General features: G+C 42.1%; 15 protein-coding genes. 4 read left to right on the forward strand and 11 right to left on the reverse strand.

Annotation, left to right across the window (positions count from 1 at the left end; translation table 11 throughout):
• Position 1 precedes the first annotated feature (1 nt).
• Positions 2-1,108 carry an efflux RND transporter periplasmic adaptor subunit gene (locus BM607_RS12445; protein ID WP_071938259.1) on the reverse strand — a complete coding sequence of 369 codons (1,107 nt, stop codon included), beginning with the start codon at positions 1,106-1,108 and terminating at the stop codon, positions 2-4.
• Positions 1,109-1,247: 139 nt separating this feature from the next.
• On the opposite strand from BM607_RS12445, the gene BM607_RS12450 reads away from it, so the two are divergent.
• Positions 1,248-1,874 (forward strand): TetR/AcrR family transcriptional regulator, encoded by a 627-nt coding sequence (locus tag BM607_RS12450; protein ID WP_071938258.1) that lies wholly within the window; start codon positions 1,248-1,250, stop codon positions 1,872-1,874.
• Between the two features lie 123 nt (positions 1,875-1,997).
• The gene (locus tag BM607_RS12455) at positions 1,998-2,942 is read left to right on the forward strand and encodes a DUF6268 family outer membrane beta-barrel protein (RefSeq protein ID WP_071938257.1); all 945 of its coding nucleotides are present in this window, start codon (positions 1,998-2,000) and stop codon (positions 2,940-2,942) included.
• Between the two features lie 12 nt (positions 2,943-2,954).
• Here BM607_RS12455 and BM607_RS12460 read toward each other — a convergent pair whose 3' ends face one another.
• The 3 genes from BM607_RS12460 to BM607_RS12470 all read right to left on the reverse strand — a co-directional run bounded on the left by BM607_RS12460 (position 2,955) and on the right by BM607_RS12470 (position 7,154).
• Positions 2,955-3,515, reverse strand: a complete 561-nt coding sequence (locus BM607_RS12460) for a chalcone isomerase family protein (protein ID WP_071938256.1) — start codon at positions 3,513-3,515, stop codon at positions 2,955-2,957.
• A 581-nt stretch (positions 3,516-4,096) separates the two neighbouring features.
• Positions 4,097-4,576 carry a DUF2947 domain-containing protein gene (locus BM607_RS12465; RefSeq protein ID WP_071939711.1) on the reverse strand — a complete coding sequence of 160 codons (480 nt, stop codon included), beginning with the start codon at positions 4,574-4,576 and terminating at the stop codon, positions 4,097-4,099.
• Between the two features lie 118 nt (positions 4,577-4,694).
• Positions 4,695-7,154: a 6-hydroxymethylpterin diphosphokinase MptE-like protein gene (locus tag BM607_RS12470; protein ID WP_071939710.1), complete on the reverse strand. Its 2,460-nt coding sequence runs from the start codon at positions 7,152-7,154 to the stop codon at positions 4,695-4,697.
• 385 nt (positions 7,155-7,539) lie between these two features.
• Here BM607_RS12470 and pseB point away from each other — a divergent pair, with 385 nt between their 5' ends.
• Both pseB and pseC read left to right on the forward strand, forming a co-directional pair.
• Positions 7,540-8,541 carry a UDP-N-acetylglucosamine 4,6-dehydratase (inverting) gene (gene pseB / locus BM607_RS12475; protein WP_071939709.1) on the forward strand — a complete coding sequence of 334 codons (1,002 nt, stop codon included), beginning with the start codon at positions 7,540-7,542 and terminating at the stop codon, positions 8,539-8,541.
• Positions 8,538-9,683: a UDP-4-amino-4,6-dideoxy-N-acetyl-beta-L-altrosamine transaminase gene (gene pseC, locus BM607_RS12480; protein WP_071939708.1), complete on the forward strand. Its 1,146-nt coding sequence runs from the start codon at positions 8,538-8,540 to the stop codon at positions 9,681-9,683. The genes pseB and pseC overlap by 4 nt, the downstream gene beginning before the upstream one ends.
• 5 nt (positions 9,684-9,688) lie before the next feature.
• On the opposite strand, the gene BM607_RS12485 is transcribed toward pseC, so the two are convergent.
• From BM607_RS12485 to BM607_RS12515, 7 genes are read right to left on the reverse strand one after another with little or no spacing between them, the layout of a single operon-like run.
• Positions 9,689-10,279 carry a class I SAM-dependent methyltransferase gene (locus BM607_RS12485; RefSeq protein WP_071939707.1) on the reverse strand — a complete coding sequence of 197 codons (591 nt, stop codon included), beginning with the start codon at positions 10,277-10,279 and terminating at the stop codon, positions 9,689-9,691.
• Between the two features lie 2 nt (positions 10,280-10,281).
• On the reverse strand, positions 10,282-11,391 hold the full coding sequence (locus tag BM607_RS12490; RefSeq protein WP_071939706.1) for a hypothetical protein: 1,110 nt from the start codon (positions 11,389-11,391) through the stop codon (positions 10,282-10,284).
• Positions 11,378-13,108: an NTP transferase domain-containing protein gene (locus BM607_RS12495; RefSeq protein WP_071939705.1), complete on the reverse strand. Its 1,731-nt coding sequence runs from the start codon at positions 13,106-13,108 to the stop codon at positions 11,378-11,380. Before BM607_RS12495 ends, BM607_RS12490 begins: the two co-directional genes overlap by 14 nt.
• Positions 13,105-15,039 (reverse strand): glycoside hydrolase, encoded by a 1,935-nt coding sequence (locus tag BM607_RS12500; protein WP_071939704.1) that lies wholly within the window; start codon positions 15,037-15,039, stop codon positions 13,105-13,107. The genes BM607_RS12495 and BM607_RS12500 overlap by 4 nt, the downstream gene beginning before the upstream one ends.
• 9 nt (positions 15,040-15,048) lie before the next feature.
• On the reverse strand, positions 15,049-16,299 hold the full coding sequence (locus BM607_RS12505) for an ATP-grasp domain-containing protein (RefSeq protein ID WP_071939703.1): 1,251 nt from the start codon (positions 16,297-16,299) through the stop codon (positions 15,049-15,051).
• On the reverse strand, positions 16,280-17,191 hold the full coding sequence (locus BM607_RS12510) for a class I SAM-dependent methyltransferase (RefSeq protein ID WP_071939702.1): 912 nt from the start codon (positions 17,189-17,191) through the stop codon (positions 16,280-16,282). The genes BM607_RS12505 and BM607_RS12510 overlap by 20 nt, the downstream gene beginning before the upstream one ends.
• Positions 17,192-17,204: 13 nt before the next feature.
• Positions 17,205-18,380: a class I SAM-dependent methyltransferase gene (locus BM607_RS12515; protein ID WP_071939701.1), complete on the reverse strand. Its 1,176-nt coding sequence runs from the start codon at positions 18,378-18,380 to the stop codon at positions 17,205-17,207.
• Positions 18,381-18,383: the final 3 nt, after the last annotated feature.

The following is an 18,383-nucleotide window of genomic DNA, read 5'->3' on the forward strand; positions in this document are numbered from 1 at the left end:
ACTACCTCGTGGCTGCGGCAATGGGAGACACAGCTTGGCCTACGACCAGCTTATGGAGTCCTTGGCTGACATAGATTTCATTGGGCTGAATCGCGCCTTGAATGTAGGCCATGTCTTGGGTTGTGTAGAGAATTTCCACATCTCGGCGCTCTATGATGGATTGCTGTTCATCATTTGCGATGACATACAGATTCCATAATCCGCGAATGCCATCCGTTAGCGCTGAAATTGGCACCCAATACCCAGCTTGCTCAATTTGCTGCTGTTGATGCAGATACGCAATTTCACCGTTAATCACACGGGCATCTTGGGGCAGGCTGATCCTAAGTTGTAGGGTGCGACTAACGGGATTGACTTCGGCGCTGACACCGGCAATTTCGGCGGTAAAGGTTTGGTCTTGCACGCTGACTTGTACTTGCTGTCCGGCGTGAAACTGCTCCGCTAACGCTACAGGTACGCCAATGTAGGCTTCAGGATTGATATTGCCCACTAAGGTGAAAATAGGGCTACCCGCAGCAACCACTTCGCCTAAGTTATGCAGTTTTTGGCTGATGGTGCCGTCAAAGGGCGCCATTAAGATGGATTTATCGAGCTTAAGTTGATTGGCATGCTGTGAGGCAAGTAGGCGGTTTTTCGCCGCGGCTAAGCTATTTAATTGTGAGCGGTTTTCATCTAATAGCTGCTCAGAGACATAACCCGATTTTTTCAATTCTTGATTACGTTTTAGAGTGCTGGTGGCCAGATCAACATCGGCTTGGATTTGCGCCAGACTCGCTTGGATCTCTTGACGCTCGGCTTCGAGTAGTCGGGTATCGAGGATTGCCAGTATTTGGCCTTGCTTCACTTTGATGCCGGAATCGGCCTGTAGTTCGTTTAACTTACCAGCCAGTTCAAAGCCGACGCCAGTTGTGTTGCCCGCACGGATAGTCCCCGTGAAGGTCTGCTCGTGCTGATAGCTTGGGGTCAGGATCAACGCTTGGCTCGTGACTGTGGGCAGTACGGTTGTCGTGGCGTGTTCAGTGACTTCCTTTTGACAGGCGGATAATGTGACTAAAGCAAACACGCAGACGCTGATAGTGCGCCAAGAACGTCGGGCAGTTCGATCCATTTTAAGTGCTTCCGCTGTAAGTTAAACGTTAATGCAATGTAACTAGACTTGCTAGTCTAGTTGTGCAGAACTAGACTGTCTAGTCTATTTTGTGCTTAACTAATGCCAATTTATTATGTCTATCTATTCGAGAGTCGATATGACGCATTCCTCTGAGACGCAGTTACCTCTGAGCCGTAGCGAACAAAAACGTCAGCAAGTGCTTGTAGCTGCTATTGATTTATTTTGTCGTCAAGGGTTTCCCCATACCAGTATGGATGAGGTTGCCAAGCTTGCGGGCGTGTCGAAACAAACCGTCTATTCCCATTACGGCAGCAAAGATGAATTATTTGTTGCGGCAATCGAATCTAAATGTGTTGGCCATAATCTTAATGATGATTTGTTAAGTGATCCCACTAAGCCTGAATCGGCATTGACTCAGTTTGCCCTGCAGTTTGGGGAGATGATCGTCAGCCCTGAAGCTATTACGGTATTCAAAGCCTGTGTGGCGCAATCCGAAAGTCATCCTGAAGTGTCGCAGTTGTTCTTCGACGCGGGCCCGAAACATATAGTGGGGTTATTGGCGGATTATTTAGTGACAGTAGAAGCCCTAGGGCAATATCACTTCGGTAATGCGCACCATAGTGCGGTGCGTTTATGTTTAATGTTGTTTGGTGAGCTAAAACTCAAATTAGAATTGGGCTTGGCGGCCGATGAACTCGTTGACGATAGAAATGAGTATATTTTGGGTTGTGCAGACATGTTCCTGAAGGCGCATCGGGTTTAATAAAACTTGCACAATATAAAAGTATCATTTTGTATCTCAATATTGAAAGCATGAACCTTTTAGCTTGATAGCGCGTATTATGCGCAAAAAATCTGTTAATCATTTTAAATGCAAGGAGCTGACGTGGCTAATCTAGAACTCTCACCATCGAGCGCAAAACTGCGCCTGCTGAAAAGCGCTGTATTACTGTTGCCGTTAATGAGCTGTGCTGCTATTGCAGCGGATAAACCTTCGCAGGAATACAAGCCTTTTAGATTAAGTGTCGCGCAGATCAGCACCCAGAGTGCCGAGGTTGCCAATGGTAATACTGAGCTACAAAGGGACAGTTTATTACTGAGTGCAGGGATGAATGTTCCGTTAAATCAGCAATGGTCTTTGGGCTTTCGTGTGGGTTACGACAGGCTGGATTATGATTGGCGCAATATCACGCTCACTGGTGCTAACAATGTCGCCCCGCTGTTTGGTACCGACGGGCAGAATTGGGATCATATCAATCGTTACCGTGCCGGAGTGTCGTTAAATTATCGCATGGATAAACATTGGGCCTTCTTTTTAGCGCCGCAGATCCAATATGCTTACGCCGATACTGCATCGGCCAGCGAAGCCCAGAGTTACGGTATTGTGGCGTCTGCCATGTATGCATTTGATTCGGGGAATATGATTGGCTTTGGCGTCGCGTATCTCAATGATATCGATGAAGTTCGCACTGTGCCTTATCTCGCTATGCGCTGGCAGATAGATGAACATTGGGCACTCGCCAATCCTTTCCAAGCTGGTTTTAGTGGTCCTGCAGGATTAGAGCTGAGTTATCGATTTAATTCCGATTGGAATGTCGGCTTTGGTAGTTCGCGTCGTACTGAGCGATTCCTTATCGAAGACGATGGCACAGTGGTAGAAACGAACGAATGGGTGAGTTATTTACGTGGAGGTTGGCAAGCAACCCCAGCATTAACAGTGAATCTTTACGCCGGTTATTACTTTGATGGTGAGTTAGAAGTGACCGACCAAGCCGCACTTGAAATGGATAGCCAAGGCGCTGCCGCCTTGGATATCGAATTCAAATTCTAACGTTAATGTCAGTTATTTACCCAGCATGGCCTCTTTGAGGCTTTTCTGGGCTGGTTTGTCACCTAGCCAAATTTTTAACAGTGCTTGACGGAACATTTCACCTTCGATGGTGGCTTGTTCCTGACCATTTTTATAGGCCGTCACGCCGCGGGCTTTATTGGCGACTAAGGTAAATTGGTCACCTTCTTTAATTTCTTCGTTAAACAGCGCCATAAAAGCATCGATTTGCGGTTGAATATCGGCGGTATTATCTGCCGTCGCGTGCTCAAAACCTTCGGTGATCGCATCGCGCATTTTTTCTGAGGTGATCATGCCAGAGGTAATGTTAAGGCGGATTGCCGCAATCGGAGCATCGATAACCGCTGCTGTGCTACTCAAGGCTGCTGGCAAATACAGACTGCCCACATATAAATCTATAAAGAACTTACTGCGAACGCCCGCGCCATTAAGCTGTAATGCTTGGCTATCTAACGTCACTGTATCAGCGACTTGTACACCTGATACTTCTTTGGCCATTAATGTGTGGGGTAATAACAGCGCGCTTGCTAGGGTAAGAGTGGAGAGTAACTTCATAATACACCTCATTTTCTATTTTAATTATTGGGTTTCATACCAATCACAATAAATATCTAATCAGTTCAGAGCCTCACAGGCATCCCAATCCAAGGCGCATTGACGTAGAAATGGTTATTCCCTTTTAAGTCAATGCAACACCGGAGTCGGATGCCTGTGAGGCTCCCGAAGGGTGGCTAATGTTAACGGCATGGCAACGCGCTTTATACTCCGTTCAAGGCTTTCGACAGAGCACCACTATGCCTTCAAGCCTTCGCCTTGTCTAAAGCGCGTTGAACTCCCGCTGAATGAACAGATATTTAATTCGATTGGTATAAAGCAGATTTTATGAGTATTTACAGCAGAAAGTTGACCCCAACTTCTCAAATACTCGGCACCGAAAATGGATGTTAATCTAAATAAGAGGGGAGAGATAGGCTAATTGTGCCTAAGCATCATTCGAAAATGGTTAAATATGGCATACTCATCATTAAGTATGAGCATGCCAACAAGATGACTTATCGCGTAAAAGTATTGACGTAACGGTATTGGCGGAAAACTATCGGCGGCAAATCATCCGCGTTAAACTCTCTGCGTGAAAATTATCCGCGAGTGCCTAGCTTGTACTGACCACTCTGTTCGAACATCACAGCTTGTTTCTGTTTTGGTGAGATCAAAATTGGACCGTCGTCGAAGAAGAGAAAACACTTCCAATTACGGACGAACACATCCCAACGAGTTTCAATAATCTGATATTTTTCATAGCAAAAATAGACGGTTGTCTCATCGGGCCATTGAATGAACTCGGCTAACATGGCGGGTAAACTGCTATCTTCACTATCCCAAGCACTCTGCCAATGATCTGTTTCCACCCAAGCATCAGCCTTCGCCGCCCAGTCTCCCTTAGTAAATTGCTCCGCACGATTACTCTTGTTGCTGATCCATTGATTCCAGATTTCCATCGCACTTTTATCTGTTAACGGCAGGATATGCGCCTTGTCCTCGTCAGTGACAGGCAAGTCTTTGTGGTTGAAAATCCACTTACGGCGGTAAGTTTCTAAAGGTATATAGGTATGAGCCAAACAAAATCTCCTAGGATATGCAGATGCGCAATGCTGAAACGAGGCTAATTATACGGTCTAGCGGAGCAATAGTGAAATCACCGAACACGAATATTCGAGTTCGGTGATCTTGAGCCTGTTATTGTGGGGTGTTCATTAGCCTCGTGAGTTCAGCTAAGTACTCCCGTGCGACTTGATTATCGGGATCGGCATTAATTGCATTTGAAAACGCAGTGTGCGAAGCTTCTACTTGATTGATTTCAAACATGAATAAGCCAAGTTTTATCCATGTTTGTGTATCAGATGGATACTTCTCTAGATAATCTAGGTAGACATTCACTGATTCTTGAATTTTGCCTTGGAGTTTTAAAATATGCGCATACTGAGGCATATACTCATCACTATGAGCCAATATTTTGACCAAAGTAGATGCCGCAAGCTCAAGGTAACTTAGTTTGAGCGCCAGTAAAATAATGTGCTTTAACTCCATCTCTGTGCAAAGTTCTTCAGGCAGAGCAAGTAAAGCATCTAATGCCTGCTGTGGCAGTTGTTCAAGGCTGAGTTGGAATGATAAGGCTAGGTGGTATAACCTTTGAGCTTCATTGTCAGATTCAATTAAGGGAAATAAGTTTTGGACTGTAAGTGATAATCCATAACTATTTTTATTAGAGTTAAGTCCCATAATTTTTTTATAGACGCGTTCCATTCCAGAGGCTTTATTTAGCGTATCGATATAAGCTTTTCGTACTTGAGTGATATCTTCTTCAAATTTTTCTTTTAATTGTGAAAAGATAACATTCTCATGCGAGTCAGATAATGAAACTTTATGGTTTTTACACCATAAAAAAACTCTACCAGGTTGACGGTTTTCTAGCCAGGTAGGGGCGAGTGGTGCTAATAAACTAGAATTAATTTCTAATATTCTAAAAACTATTTTTTCGTAAGAATTTATCACTAGCTTAAGAATGTTATGGCAGGTTGTATTGAATGCATCATAGTAACTTATAGTCATTTTGTTAATGTGTGACTGAGTCCAATTTTCTGTTTCTCTTGTAGTTAGAAATTTTGAAAACTCAAGATATCCATAAGTTTTAATTAATCTTGTTAGCTCTGGGTACTTAGAGTTTATACTTTTTTCAATTTTATTAACTTCATCAAGTATGACATCAGCGTTCAATGAGTTTAAATTGAGTTTTTTAGATAGTGTTAACGCTTTTTTTGTCAGCTTTAACAGTTTTGTGAGATCATCTTTAGCTTTTTTACATTCATTTAATGATTGTTCTAAGTCAATTTTTTTATTTTGGATGTTGCACTTTTTTAGGCTAGAAATTATTTTACTACCAAGTTCATCAAGAATGATTTTTTCAGGAGAAATGTGAGAAATACCTTCGATTTTTGCAGCACTGTTTGACAAATTGATGAAATTAACATTAGGATATTTTTTAGCCTCAGATGCTAGTGACTCCATCGCCTGCACAAGCTGTATTGGGGCTTCAGCTTGGTAGCCTGCATAAGTTTCAACCCATTTGTTATTATGTCCTAAATTAGGACCTAGATTAGCTTCAACTGTGCCGTTTGCATGGGTGTATCCAGATCTTGAGTAACAATAATCAACACCACTTAATAGTATTTTTTTGAACCCCATCTCAACAGCTAGGCGAATCGAACTATTAGTCACTGTCGGCCCGACAGTAATGATGTTATCGTGATCCTTTTTACCACTCCATGGATATCGTTGACCTAGATATGCACTTTGTCCTTGCCACTGCGAAAGTACTTTTGGACTGACGTGGTAAGAGTTTACTAGAAGTGTGTTTTCACTCAATGCAAATATTTCTCGACTCACATCAAAGCTAAACTCTTGTGGATCAACGCAAGTGATAATATCAACTGAAATAGACTTTTTAGCTAGCTTACCTGCGATACGCGAAACTGCGATAATGAAAAGATTGTCACTGTTCTTTATGATCCAATCAATATGGTCATCAAGTGAGGGACCGCCAGCAACGACTAAGCAAGTCTTCCCTTCAAATGTATTTCTAAGAAGCTTTGCAGGTGTGTGATTATCTGGAATATTTTCTAGCTGAGTCTGAAAGAATATTTTTTGGGTGAGTGAAACTCTATGATTAAAATATTCATCTTGGACTTTGTTTTCTATTCTACTAAATAGTGAATTATAGGCTTCTAGGTGTTGAGATGTGACACCAAGGGAAGCATAGATCTCATACTCTCCTTTAGCGAGATATATTTTTATATCTTCTTGCTCTAACTGTTCTGAAAAATCAGTTTCATTTACTATTTTAAAAAATTTTTGCTTAGATGTAGGTATGTCTATCACTAATAGTGGCAGTACTTCATCTAATTCGATGAATATAAATTTTGACCCTAAAGCTATTTCCTGTTCTAATACATAGCTTGCTAGCAGTCCTGAATCCATTCCAATAATAATATTAAGCTTATCTTTAAGCGAAAATGCCTTTCTAAACTTATGGTTATAAATGGTTTTTGAATCAATTTTTTCAAAAGTATGGCGATTTATGCTAGGTAAATAGTATTCATTAAATCGACTTATTGCGAAACTATTCAATATTTTGTTCATTAGCTATACATTCCTATTGGTCCGCAAGTAAGTCAATACGAGCTCTTATCTTATATGCCAAGGCAAAAATTTGCTCAGGTAGAAAACAGCAATAAATGCGCCATGTTATTTTTGACATTTAGTCCTCAGGCGTCGATTGACTAGTTAAAAAGGGCTGATTTGATGCAATAAAGCCGAAATTAGTCTATAAAATTATATAAATTTCACGAGTAACTACCTATACTAATGGAGCTTTACAAGTGAGTAAACTACGTTCTAGCATTGATTTTATGCCATGTTGGCTTGTTTTTTGCTTTGATTGCTTTAGCCGTAAATCGTCAAGGTATAGGTTGCTACGGTTACATTATCTAGATGGAAAGCTAAATTGAGCCACTGGGGAGGCCCTATGTTTGATAATAAAACAATTTTAATTACAGGTGGCACTGGGTCATTTGGGCAGAAATACACAAAAACAATTTTAGAAAGGTATAAGCCCAAACGGTTGATCATTTTTTCCAGAGATGAATTGAAGCAGTTTGAAATGCAGCAGATATTTAATGCTCCCTGCATGCGTTATTTCATTGGAGATGTGCGTGATGCAGATCGCTTAATGCAAGCATTGCAAGATGTCGATTATGTTATTCATGCTGCAGCATTAAAACAGGTACCTGCTGCAGAGTATAATCCCATGGAATGTATCAAGACAAACATTTATGGTGCAGAGAATGTTATCAAGGCAGCTATTGCCAACAAAGTAAAAAAGGTAATCGCATTATCGACGGATAAAGCGGCGAGTCCTATTAATCTTTATGGTGCGACAAAGTTGGCTTCTGATAAGTTATTCGTTGCAGCCAATAACATCGTTGGTTCAGGGAAAACACGCTTTGCTGCTGTCAGATATGGGAATGTCGTTGGTTCTCGTGGTTCCGTTGTTCCTTATTTTAAGCAGTTGATTGCTAATGGTGCTTCATCTCTTCCTATTACCCATCCCGATATGACACGCTTTTGGATTACACTTCAAGATGGTGTTGATTTTGTTCTTAAGAATTTCTCTAGAATGCAAGGTGGAGAAATTTTCGTACCTAAAATTCCTTCAATACGTATTTCCGATTTAGCGGATGCCTATGGTAATGGGTTACCACATGAGATCGTAGGTATTCGTCCTGGTGAAAAAATGCATGAAGTTATGTGTCCAGGTGATGATTCTCATCATACGATAGAATTCGATGATCATTTTGTTATCACACCATCAATTAAGTTTTTTGGTCGTGAAAGTGATTTTACAGTTAATGCTTTAAATGAAGTTGGCACTTTAGTTAATTCTGGCTTCGAATATAACTCTGGTAGTAATGTTCATTTTTTGACAGTTGAAGAAATATTAAAACTAGATGAGGAGTCATGTTTATGATTCCATATGGAAGGCATGATATTGTTGCCGATGATATTGCAGCCGTTGTTGAAGTATTGCAATCCGACTTTTTAACTCAAGGCCCTAAAGTTCCTGAGTTTGAAAAGGCCATTTGTGATTACACGGGAGCCGCATTCTCTATTGTCGTTAATAGTGCAACTTCTGCTCTACATATTGCTTGTCTTGCCTTGGGTGTTGGTCCTGGAGATCTAGTATGGACATCACCGATTACCTTTGTAGCATCGGCAAATTGCGCTTTGTATTGTGGTGCTGAAATTGACTTCGTCGATGTCGACTCCGAAACAGGTAACATGTGTCCTGTAGCCCTTGCCAATAAATTACGTAATGCTGAGCGTTTACCTAAAGTTATTATTCCTGTTCATTTAGCAGGCCATAGCTGCGATATGCAAGCAATTGGCGATTTAGCTAAGCTGTATGCTGTGAGTGTTTTAGAGGATGCTTCCCATGCTATAGGAGGAAGCTATCAAGACCAGAAGATAGGCGCATGTCAGCATTCTGATATTTGTGTATTTAGTTTTCATCCGGTAAAAATAATCACGAGTGCAGAGGGAGGGGTTGTTACTACTCAACAATCCGACTTGGCTAAACGTATGGTTCAACTTCGTAGCCATGGGATCGTTAGAGATCATACTGTTATGCTTAGGGCGGATGAAGGTGACTGGTATTATGAACAGCACGAGTTGGGGTTTAACTATCGCATGACCGAGTTACAGGCAGCGCTCGGCGTGTCGCAAATGAAGCGACTCGATGCCTTTGTTTTGAAAAGAAATGAATTAGCAGCACTGTATCGTAAACAACTAATAGGCCTAGCTTTTAGTTGGGTAGAGCCTTTACCTAATGTTCAAAGTGCTAGACATCTACAAATTATCCGCCTACATGATGCCTCTGCAAGAAAGCAGATATTCAACGATATGCGAGCTGCAGGTATACAAGTACATGTACACTATTTTCCTGTACACCTTCAGCCATTTTATCTTAAAAAAGGTTTCCAACGAGGAGATTTTCCATCTGCGGAGCACTTTTATGAGCATATTTTGAGCTTGCCTTTATACCCTGGACTAGAGCTCGATGAACTGAACTTAGTGATAACCCAACTCAAGATGCAGTTATCAAAGCAATGATAGTTTTATTTACGTGCAGTTAACCAGTAATAAGACTCGATTCTGCCATCTGTAAAGTTTTCATCAGTGACTTTCCCGATTGACTGAATGGTTAATCCTGCGCGCTCAATTAACTGACGTATCTCATTATCATCGTAATAGCTCTTCACTGTATCAACAGTTGTTCTGCGCTCTTCTTTTGCATTGAAAGAAATGATTAGACTTGCACCTAATTTAAGAACATGGCTAATTGCTTGAAGAGTAACTTCAGGTTGTTTCAGATAATGCATCAGCCCCCAACAGAGAACCATATCAAAGTGTTGGGCCGAGAAGGGGGTTAACACATCCGGTACCGAACCACATAAAAGTTGTTGTTGCGGTAATTGATAGCGAGATTTAACTATTTCAAGTGCTGCCGCACTTTGATCGGCGCCATACACTTGCCGAAATCCCATCTCCAACAATGCTCTGATGTTACGCCCTTCGCCACATCCAAGATCTAAAAGTCGTGCATCAGGTTTTAGGTCCAGTCTAGAAACCTGTCTTATGACATTGATATCCGGCCAAACTAAAGGTTTTTTTGCTCGTACTTCCCGATAATGTGTTTCCCAGCTCATTCTTAAGCTCCTGTATTAAATGAGAATGATTTTCCAGTTGTATTTGATAAAAATGCATTTAACTGCCATTGATACGTGAATGAGAGTATCAAGCAGCCGTCGACTTCTGCACATTCTTGGTATCCCGAATCTGGTAATTTGATCTTGTATTGTTCAAGTTTTTGCTTAAATAGCAGTAGCATGGGAACTGTTTTTTTTATCGACTCCGGGGATTTTCCGAGAGCAAGTTGAATGTTGTTTTCAAATACATCATAGCCATTGCTCATCATTGGAATGAAGATGTCATTGACTTTATCACCACCAATCTCCGCATGTACTTCGTAGATTTTACATTGCTTGTCAATTGGATTGAATTTCATCGCCGTTTGAAAAAAACCATGCTGAATTGTCAAAGCATTTTTCATACATGAAAACTGGCTTTGTGCCACTTCGTTTAGGTTTTGTGAGACGGTATACCAACCTATGCCGTCAAAGCTAGGTGGTCCGTTTGATATTTCACCTATGGTACATAGGTGCAATATCTGACTGTTATAAACGAAGTCAATTGAGACAATGTCCTGACCAAACAAGTACTCTTCAATATTTACCGAGCCATCTAAGGATACTGATGCCGCATTTGAGTAAGCTTGCTCTAAGTCTATGCTTGAATTACATAAACTCATTGCTGCGTGAGATTTTACAGTATTGGCAGGTTTTACAAAGACAGGATAATCAATAGGATTATGAATATCGAATATTCTTGGTGCGGCAATATCATGTAGTCTGAGCGCGTGTAATAATTTTTGTTTGTGGGTGAAAACTTCACTATTGTCTATATCTAGTCCAGGGAGTTTAAAATACTTAGCAATCATTGCGCAGCTAACCACTGGCTTGCCTGTTGATCTCGTTAGCACTGCGATTAATTTGATATTTTCTGCAACAATGGCATCTATGATCGGTGTCGCATCATAGGTACTGATATTGATAAACAGATCCGAAATCATCTTTCCTGGCGCTTGAGCATCGGCATCACAAGATACGACCTTAAAGCCCATTTCTTTAATTTTTAGGATCAGAGGAACTTGATTCTGCCCAGCTCCAACGCTGAGAATATATCCATCACAGCTTGACATGAGTATCCTCGATTAAACGGCTAACTAACTGACACAACTTGTTTCCCCCCTCCATTTCAAGGGAGTGCTGGCCAGCATTATTTAGACATCGCTCTCGAAACATTTGGCTTTCCGATGTAAATAGCGCTTGAATATCTTGGGTTATGGTCTCTCGTGAGCGACTAATGAGACAACATTCTGCCTTCTCTAGCGCATCCAGTTCTTGTGGTTCACAGAGTGAGTCAGTTGGCAGTAGCAGTGTAAGCGACCCAGAGGCAATCGCCTCAAACAGAGAAATGCCATAGCAGCAAATGACAATTTCTGACTTTGCCATTAGCTCGGATAAGTTTTCAGGGTTAATGACATGGGCCCATCTTTCTTGGTTAGGCAGTTTCGGTTTGTCTGCATAGGGCCCCTGTACCCAAGTTATTTTATAAGTTGCTGGGACCTGTGTTTCTATTATTGCAGGTAACCAAGAGCCATATTGCAATGCATCACTGCCGCCAGTGGTGATCAGTACTCGCTTTTCCTTGGGCACTATTTTCTGCGGTGTGAACAGGTAATGCGACCAGCCGTATGTTGTTTTATCTGAGGCTGACTGACAAAAAAATGCAGGTACAAATATGGCATCCACTAAGAAATTGATATCAGCATCGGTTTTGTCGATGGCCAGCAGTTTAGTGTTTGCTGATTTTGCCTTGGTTAGGGCTGAATTTAAAAGAACCTTGTCTATGTAATGTGGATGAATGTCTACTATCCAGAGTGCGGTGCTATCTGCTATCATTTTGGAAAGCGCCGATTGTTCGTTTTTGTACCATATTGCAGTACTTTGTAACCAAGGTAAGTCGGTGCGTTTGTCACCAACTATATGTAGAGTGACTCCTAACGATAAATGTTCTTGCAGTAAGTTAGCGACAAAAGCACTTCTCTTGAGATGCCCCATTCCGATATCTTTACCGACATGGCAGAGTATATGTGCCTTTTTATAGTGCGTATCTGGACGTTTTTGTTGTACGTGATTATTTAGAGCACGAAGTTCAGGATCCGCCAGAAGCTGCGACTGAACCCATTTCAAGTTCACAATAGAATCGCTAGTGTGCTCTTGGAACCAACGTTGGTATACCTTCTCCATGAAAAGGTAGTCGGCATGGGTATCGACTGAGATCCTATGCTTTATAGTAGAAAAATCATCACTGTCGGTGATGCTGAGTTTTTCTAAGACAGGTGTCAGTTTATCAGCATAGCCAACATGCTCACGAGACATGTCACTTTGACTCGCCGCTAACAGTTTCTTCCAACCCGTGAAGCTGTAAAATGCCATACCTTCGTGAATACTCATTATCCCCTCAGCAAGAATAATACTGTCTTTGATTGGATGGCGTTTTAATGCTTTGATCGCATGATCGATAAAATCTGGATCGACTAGGGGGCAATCGCCGCAGATGTAGACAATATATTGAGGTTGAAACGTATTTATGACTGCATCTAAGCGCCCCATGAGATCATTGACATCACCTTCGAAAGTAAAACAGTTTACATTTTGATCTTGCGACCAATTCACCAGTGGGCGGTTATAATCATCTGCCGTGGTAGCAAGTATGATGTCATCGATTTCCTTGCTGCTGGTTAACCTAAACCATAGCCGCTCAATCATAGGCTTGCCGGCGAGGTGCAACAGATGCTTTCCTGGCAGACGGCTAGAATTTAATCGAGCACCAACTATGGCAATGGTCTTCATTTGCGGGTCTCACATTGGAGTGAACACGGACTGATACTGTACTCAAAACTTGGCAAGTAACCATCTTCCTTAAGCGTTTCATCGGCTTCAATGAGTGAAAACCATAACCTATTAAGGTAGTTGTCATTAATTTTTTGGCTAGAAATCATAGGTAATGCTGCACAGTGTGCGGGATCCCATTTAAGTTTTACGCCAGAAGGCCCTGAACCGAAACGCACTTCTCCAGCCGTAGCGCCAAGTGCACTGGTAGCAGAGACAATTGATGATACTGGATTACCATGATTAAAATCATTTTTGGCCTGAAAGCTTTCCAAGGTATCGCTACCTAAGTGAGTTTGGTACCAGTTTCTTTGGCTGCAATCGAGTAATGTGACATACCCAAGCCGCAGTGATGCTTCAGGCCGAGTATGGTTATCAAAAGTGAAACCACAGGTTAGGTTTTCGCCACTTAATCTATACCATTTGCTTAATCCACCTGAACGTAATGATTGATGACTGAGTATAAGTAAGTCATCGGCATTATTTAAAATTTGATACTCAACTTTATTGAGGTCCGTAACTCTGTCTCTATGTCTAAATCTTTCCATCAATAAGTGGTTGCTAAAAAAATCAACGCCATAGCTGATGTGGTCAAAGTAGCCATGTGAGAGTGTGCCTAAAATGGGTGTGAATCCCTGTGACACAAAACTCAACTTTTCTATGCACAATCCTCTGTTTGCGTTGAGTATTAGATGGATTTCTGGTGTTTGTATGCTGAGTTTTCGTCTTGCTTCGTCAAATTCAATTTGGACATTATCAGGGATGATATTTGTCTGCTGTGTATTTTGGCTGATTAAAGTCGATAACTTAAATAATGGCTTTTGGACTGCCAACGCCTCAAATCGTTTTTGGGTTAAATGAGTTCGCAGATCGCTGGCCCAACGTCGGCACAACTGCCGCCATTGATGATCGGTTGCAGTGGCTTTATTCAGTTTTTTGAAGTCAGCAAAACATTCACTGTTGAGTTGTAAGTCATTACGCCCACTTAATGCCCAACGATTAATGTTATATTTTGCTTGTTTCTTTACTGAGACGGGATGTTCGGCATTAGTCAGTGTTAACGCAGGAGATGGACGCCATAATGTCATTACGTCACATGGAGGGCTCCATAAAAATCTTGCATCGCTATTTAATGTTTTAAATAGTAGGTCAATTCGTTGCCACTCTTTATCTGCTTGAACTGCTTCTGTGTTGTAACGTCCTGGGCGGTAATCGAACACTTCCGCATCACTGCCATAGAGAGGAAAAGCAAGGCATCCAGGTTGTATAACTTTATTGAGGTATTGCAGATAGTCTTCGAGTAATAATTCCCCGTGTACATAGCGCTGAAACTTTTGGAAGGCGATTGCATGGTTCCAGATAACCTTAATTTCGTTACCTAATGCGGTAACTAGGGACTGGGGACGTTTCAATAAATCAGTATGCCAATTAGGATTATGCGAATAGGGGTTATCCCATTCCACAACAACAGCATCAAAGCCAACTTCAAGGTAAATATCCAGTAGCCCTGCTGAAACAGCTTGCTCATTAAGATAAGCGATTGTTGGTTTGTAACCTAGAATGCGGTTGTAGGATACTTGCCCAAGTCGAAGATTATGACGATTAACATCGGCAGGTACTAGTGGGCCTATGATCTGGCTGTCGCCACTCGCAATCAGTTCACAACGATTTTCATTCAGTAACGTTTTGAAGCACTTAATCCAATCTGGGTCTACAGATTGAATTGCTTCAAGCGTGTATGCTGTCATCTCCAATCCGAGCGGAATCCCACTTTCGATCAGTTGCAGCAAAGGCCAATAGCATCGCTGTACTACTTCAAGATGTGATTCTTTCTCTATGGATGAGAATGCCAGATTCATATGAAAAATAGCGTAAATTTTTACTGGCGTCATGCCGATATCCTATTCATACGTCACTTTGACAAGTGATAGTGCAGCTTGAGCTAGCTCAATGGCCTCATGCTTGCTGGTTGCTGTGGTAATGACAAAACCGCTTCGTTGAGTATGATTTGACAGCGGAGCTATGATGGAACCCGGAGTAATGAATATTTTGAGTAACTGAACTCCTGGTGCTGTAGAAGCAACATCATGATTGAAAATAGATTTGACTTTACCTTCAGGAAGATCCAAATAACGTATGGCTACCGCCTGTTGTTTCGAAGGTGTGACTTCTTCAACAGATAGACTTTGTCCAAGAGCGAGTTTGATGGCCTTTTCGACAAAGTTTACCCCGCACGCAAGTGGAATTTGAGTGGTTGAAAAGTAGCCGCCTGAGAGACGACCAGCTATCTCGATCACCTTAGGACCTGTATCGGTAAATACCATGTCACCTTTTGCTACTCCGGAACAGATCCCCAAGGCTAACGCTGCATGCTCGACACATGAAATGACTGCAGAGCGAATACTTTCATTTGATGCTGTTGGAGCATCGCCACCATTTTCTATGATGAATGGCTTAGTGCGTTCAAGCCATTCATAGTTACGGTCAGCAAAACCTAAGGTATAACATCGGCTATTGTCTACTAGGGTTTCGGTACTAAATTGAGGACCTTCGAGATATTCTTCAAGCATCACACGGCCAGTAGGTGATTCATGATGTGCGAGTGTCCATGCTGCATCAAGTTGTGACGTCTGCTCAATGAGTTGCACTCCTCGAGCGCCTCGACTGTCTACGGGTTTTATCACCAAAGGGAAGCCAATCTCATTAGCGCATGTATGAAGTGAGGCTTTATTTGCCACGGCGCAAAAACGAGGAATAGGGATGCCCATTTTTTGGAGTTGTTGTTTCATTGCGAGCTTGTCAGCCACCCAATGGGCAGATTGTAGCGAAAGACCTGGCAGATTGAGTGCTCTTGCGACTATGGCGACGCTCATCGGCACATCTGCGCACATAGCAATGACGCCATGTATTTCGAGGCCTTTTTCTACCAGTGCTAAGGCTTGCTTTGCTATAGCTTCACCATCGTAAGTGCTTGCTTGGATAACGTGGTCTGCTTTGTCAAAACCGGGCGCTGTAGGGTTGCCATCAACAATAATGAGTCCTAGGCCCATGTCGCTAGCAAGGTTAATTCCTTCACAGGCTTCGATTCCAGCACCTATGATTAGTAGGTGCTTGCCTTGGTAGTCTTTATATTTAGCAGATATTTTTTGCATAAATGCAGATTTCCCTACCAATATTTAATGAAGCCAATGCGCGATACACTGCTCTCTTTGTTTCATTTAAACCTGCTTTGTCAAGTTGTAAGTCAAAGCGCATTCTTTTTTGATGACACGCACGTCCCAGTTGGTCATTGCCAACATAGGCATCGCCCATTAGTAAGAACATGTCCATTGGGAAAGTCGTTTCATTTAAGAAAACTTCCATACCAATGTTGTTTAGTAAATTAGCTAAGCTTTTGGGAGTGAAGTAATTGAGATGGTGCTTAGGGACTACCCACCAAGGTGAATACTCTCCTGATTTAACCAGTGCTTGTTGAAAGGGATTGTAGTCATTTGGTGCTGTGATACACATGATTCCATTAGGTTTCAAACACGTCCGAGCCAATGCTAGTAGCTCTATGGGGTTGGGGATATGTTCGAGCACCAAGCTTGCATGGATCACATCGAACTGTCCTAGTGTGGATGCAGTTGCTGGATTAAAAAAGTCATTGATTACATCAACACCCAATGAACGCGCATGTTGGCTCGCTTGGATAGAAGGTTCTATTCCAAGCACATTCCAGCCTCGTTCTTTACCGTGCTTTAGAAAGAAGCCAGGACCTGAACCTAAATCGAGTAAAGAGCGATTTTCGTCATCCAGTTGGTTTTCAAACGTATCATAGCGGTCGGAGTATTGCAGATTTAGCCATGCTTCATCTTCATGTTGCCGTTTAATGGAGAGTGGTTTTTCGACTGAATAAAACTCTTCTTTGTAAAATCGTTCCAGCGCTTCAGGTTCTGGCAGTGGAGTGACATGTTTAAAACCGCATTGAGTGCATTCAATGATGTCGAAACCGTCTTTGTTATCTATGACTGCGCCTGTATGTATTTCAGAGGTGTTCTTCATCAAGAAAGATCCTTTAGCGATTAATTGGCGGGTGTAGACGCAAAGTAATCACGCCTTTATCTCTTAGCCATTGTAAAGATTTATATATTTCTTCTTGCGAGGCAAATGAGGAGATAATTACTTTATCACCTTGTTGCCAGTCGATTTGTGTCGGCGGCTGACACTCCCAGTTTCCTTGGGTCATGTGCCACTTTATTTGACTCGAGTCGGTTAGTCCTGCAATAGGGACTGCATTAAGCAGTGTGGTGTTTGCGAGTAACTGGCATGTATGAATGCCTGCTCCCCACAGGTAAACGTTACCTGGACCTTGAAGCAGTTTCATCGCAGAATTGACACAGCTTTGCCAATACTCGACTTCGCCGTTCCAATAGTCCGCCAGAATGGTTTTATTCTTTTCTGCAGGCTCTGTAGATATTGGAAACGAGCCTTGTTTTTTTGTTGTGGCAAGTACACCTATAACGGGGGAGAGATTGCTATTTAAATGTTTAATGATAGAAATGGGTGTGTAGCCGGCCAGAACCAATGATTTCAATAAACTGAACTCGTTATAATAATTGGTATGCTCAAAAGTAAAAAAGCCTGGGCATAGTGTATTACTATCGGTTAGTAACGGCACTTCAATGTATATAAATCCTTCATTAAGCGAACATTGGCTTTTGTTGCATCGTTGCAATAGTTTTTGTGGTTCGTACAAGTGCTCTAAAACATGTGTCAGTAATATTAGCTCGAAACTGTCGGCAAATTGATATGTTTCGGCATTGGCATTGATGGAATGCACGCCATAACGTCGTCTAGCGATCGCAATTGCTGCTTCACTTAGCTCTATGCCCATCACTTCAGGCACACCTGCATTTTTGAATTGCGAGAGCGTAAAACCATCGGAACTACCGATTTGGAGTATGCTTTGTGGTAAGCGTGACATGCCTCTCTCAATAAAGTGCACTTGTTCGTTAACGTCTCGTATTTTAGAGGCTGAAGGAGCCTCCTCTCGACCAGGATTGGTGTACACCGCAGTGGTTCGATAATACAGATCCATCTTCTCCGGCGCTAACGCAGGGCTTTGGCAAACGCTGCCGCATTTCATACAAACTGAGTAGCCAATTTCAGTTTGCGGCAAGCCAGGGAGTAGCCATTGAGACTTAAAAATATTGTCTACTTTCCCATGGCATAGAAAACAGTTTCTGATCATCGT

The organism is Shewanella sp. SACH, from assembly GCF_001887095.2.
Lineage (GTDB): Bacteria > Pseudomonadota > Gammaproteobacteria > Enterobacterales > Shewanellaceae > Shewanella > Shewanella baltica.

Bases quoted from the DNA above. Each gene is read 5' to 3' on its own strand.
- BM607_RS12490 (WP_071939706.1), bottom strand. From the start codon at position 11,391: ATGTCAAGCTGTGATGGATATATTCTCAGCGTTGGAGCTGGGCAGAAT.
- BM607_RS12460 (WP_071938256.1), bottom strand. From the start codon at position 3,515: ATGAAGTTACTCTCCACTCTTACCCTAGCAAGCGCGCTGTTATTACCC.
- BM607_RS12450 (WP_071938258.1), top strand. From the start codon at position 1,248: ATGACGCATTCCTCTGAGACGCAGTTACCTCTGAGCCGTAGCGAACAA.
- BM607_RS12510 (WP_071939702.1), bottom strand. From the start codon at position 17,191: ATGAAGAACACCTCTGAAATACATACAGGCGCAGTCATAGATAACAAA.
- pseB (WP_071939709.1), top strand. From the start codon at position 7,540: ATGTTTGATAATAAAACAATTTTAATTACAGGTGGCACTGGGTCATTT.
- BM607_RS12500 (WP_071939704.1), bottom strand. From the start codon at position 15,039: ATGACGCCAGTAAAAATTTACGCTATTTTTCATATGAATCTGGCATTC.
- pseC (WP_071939708.1), top strand. From the start codon at position 8,538: ATGATTCCATATGGAAGGCATGATATTGTTGCCGATGATATTGCAGCC.
- BM607_RS12495 (WP_071939705.1), bottom strand. From the start codon at position 13,108: ATGAAGACCATTGCCATAGTTGGTGCTCGATTAAATTCTAGCCGTCTG.
- BM607_RS12470 (WP_071939710.1), bottom strand. From the start codon at position 7,154: ATGAACAAAATATTGAATAGTTTCGCAATAAGTCGATTTAATGAATAC.
- BM607_RS12485 (WP_071939707.1), bottom strand. From the start codon at position 10,279: ATGAGCTGGGAAACACATTATCGGGAAGTACGAGCAAAAAAACCTTTA.
- BM607_RS12515 (WP_071939701.1), bottom strand. From the start codon at position 18,380: ATGATCAGAAACTGTTTTCTATGCCATGGGAAAGTAGACAATATTTTT.
- BM607_RS12505 (WP_071939703.1), bottom strand. From the start codon at position 16,299: ATGCAAAAAATATCTGCTAAATATAAAGACTACCAAGGCAAGCACCTA.
- BM607_RS12445 (WP_071938259.1), bottom strand. From the start codon at position 1,108: ATGGATCGAACTGCCCGACGTTCTTGGCGCACTATCAGCGTCTGCGTG.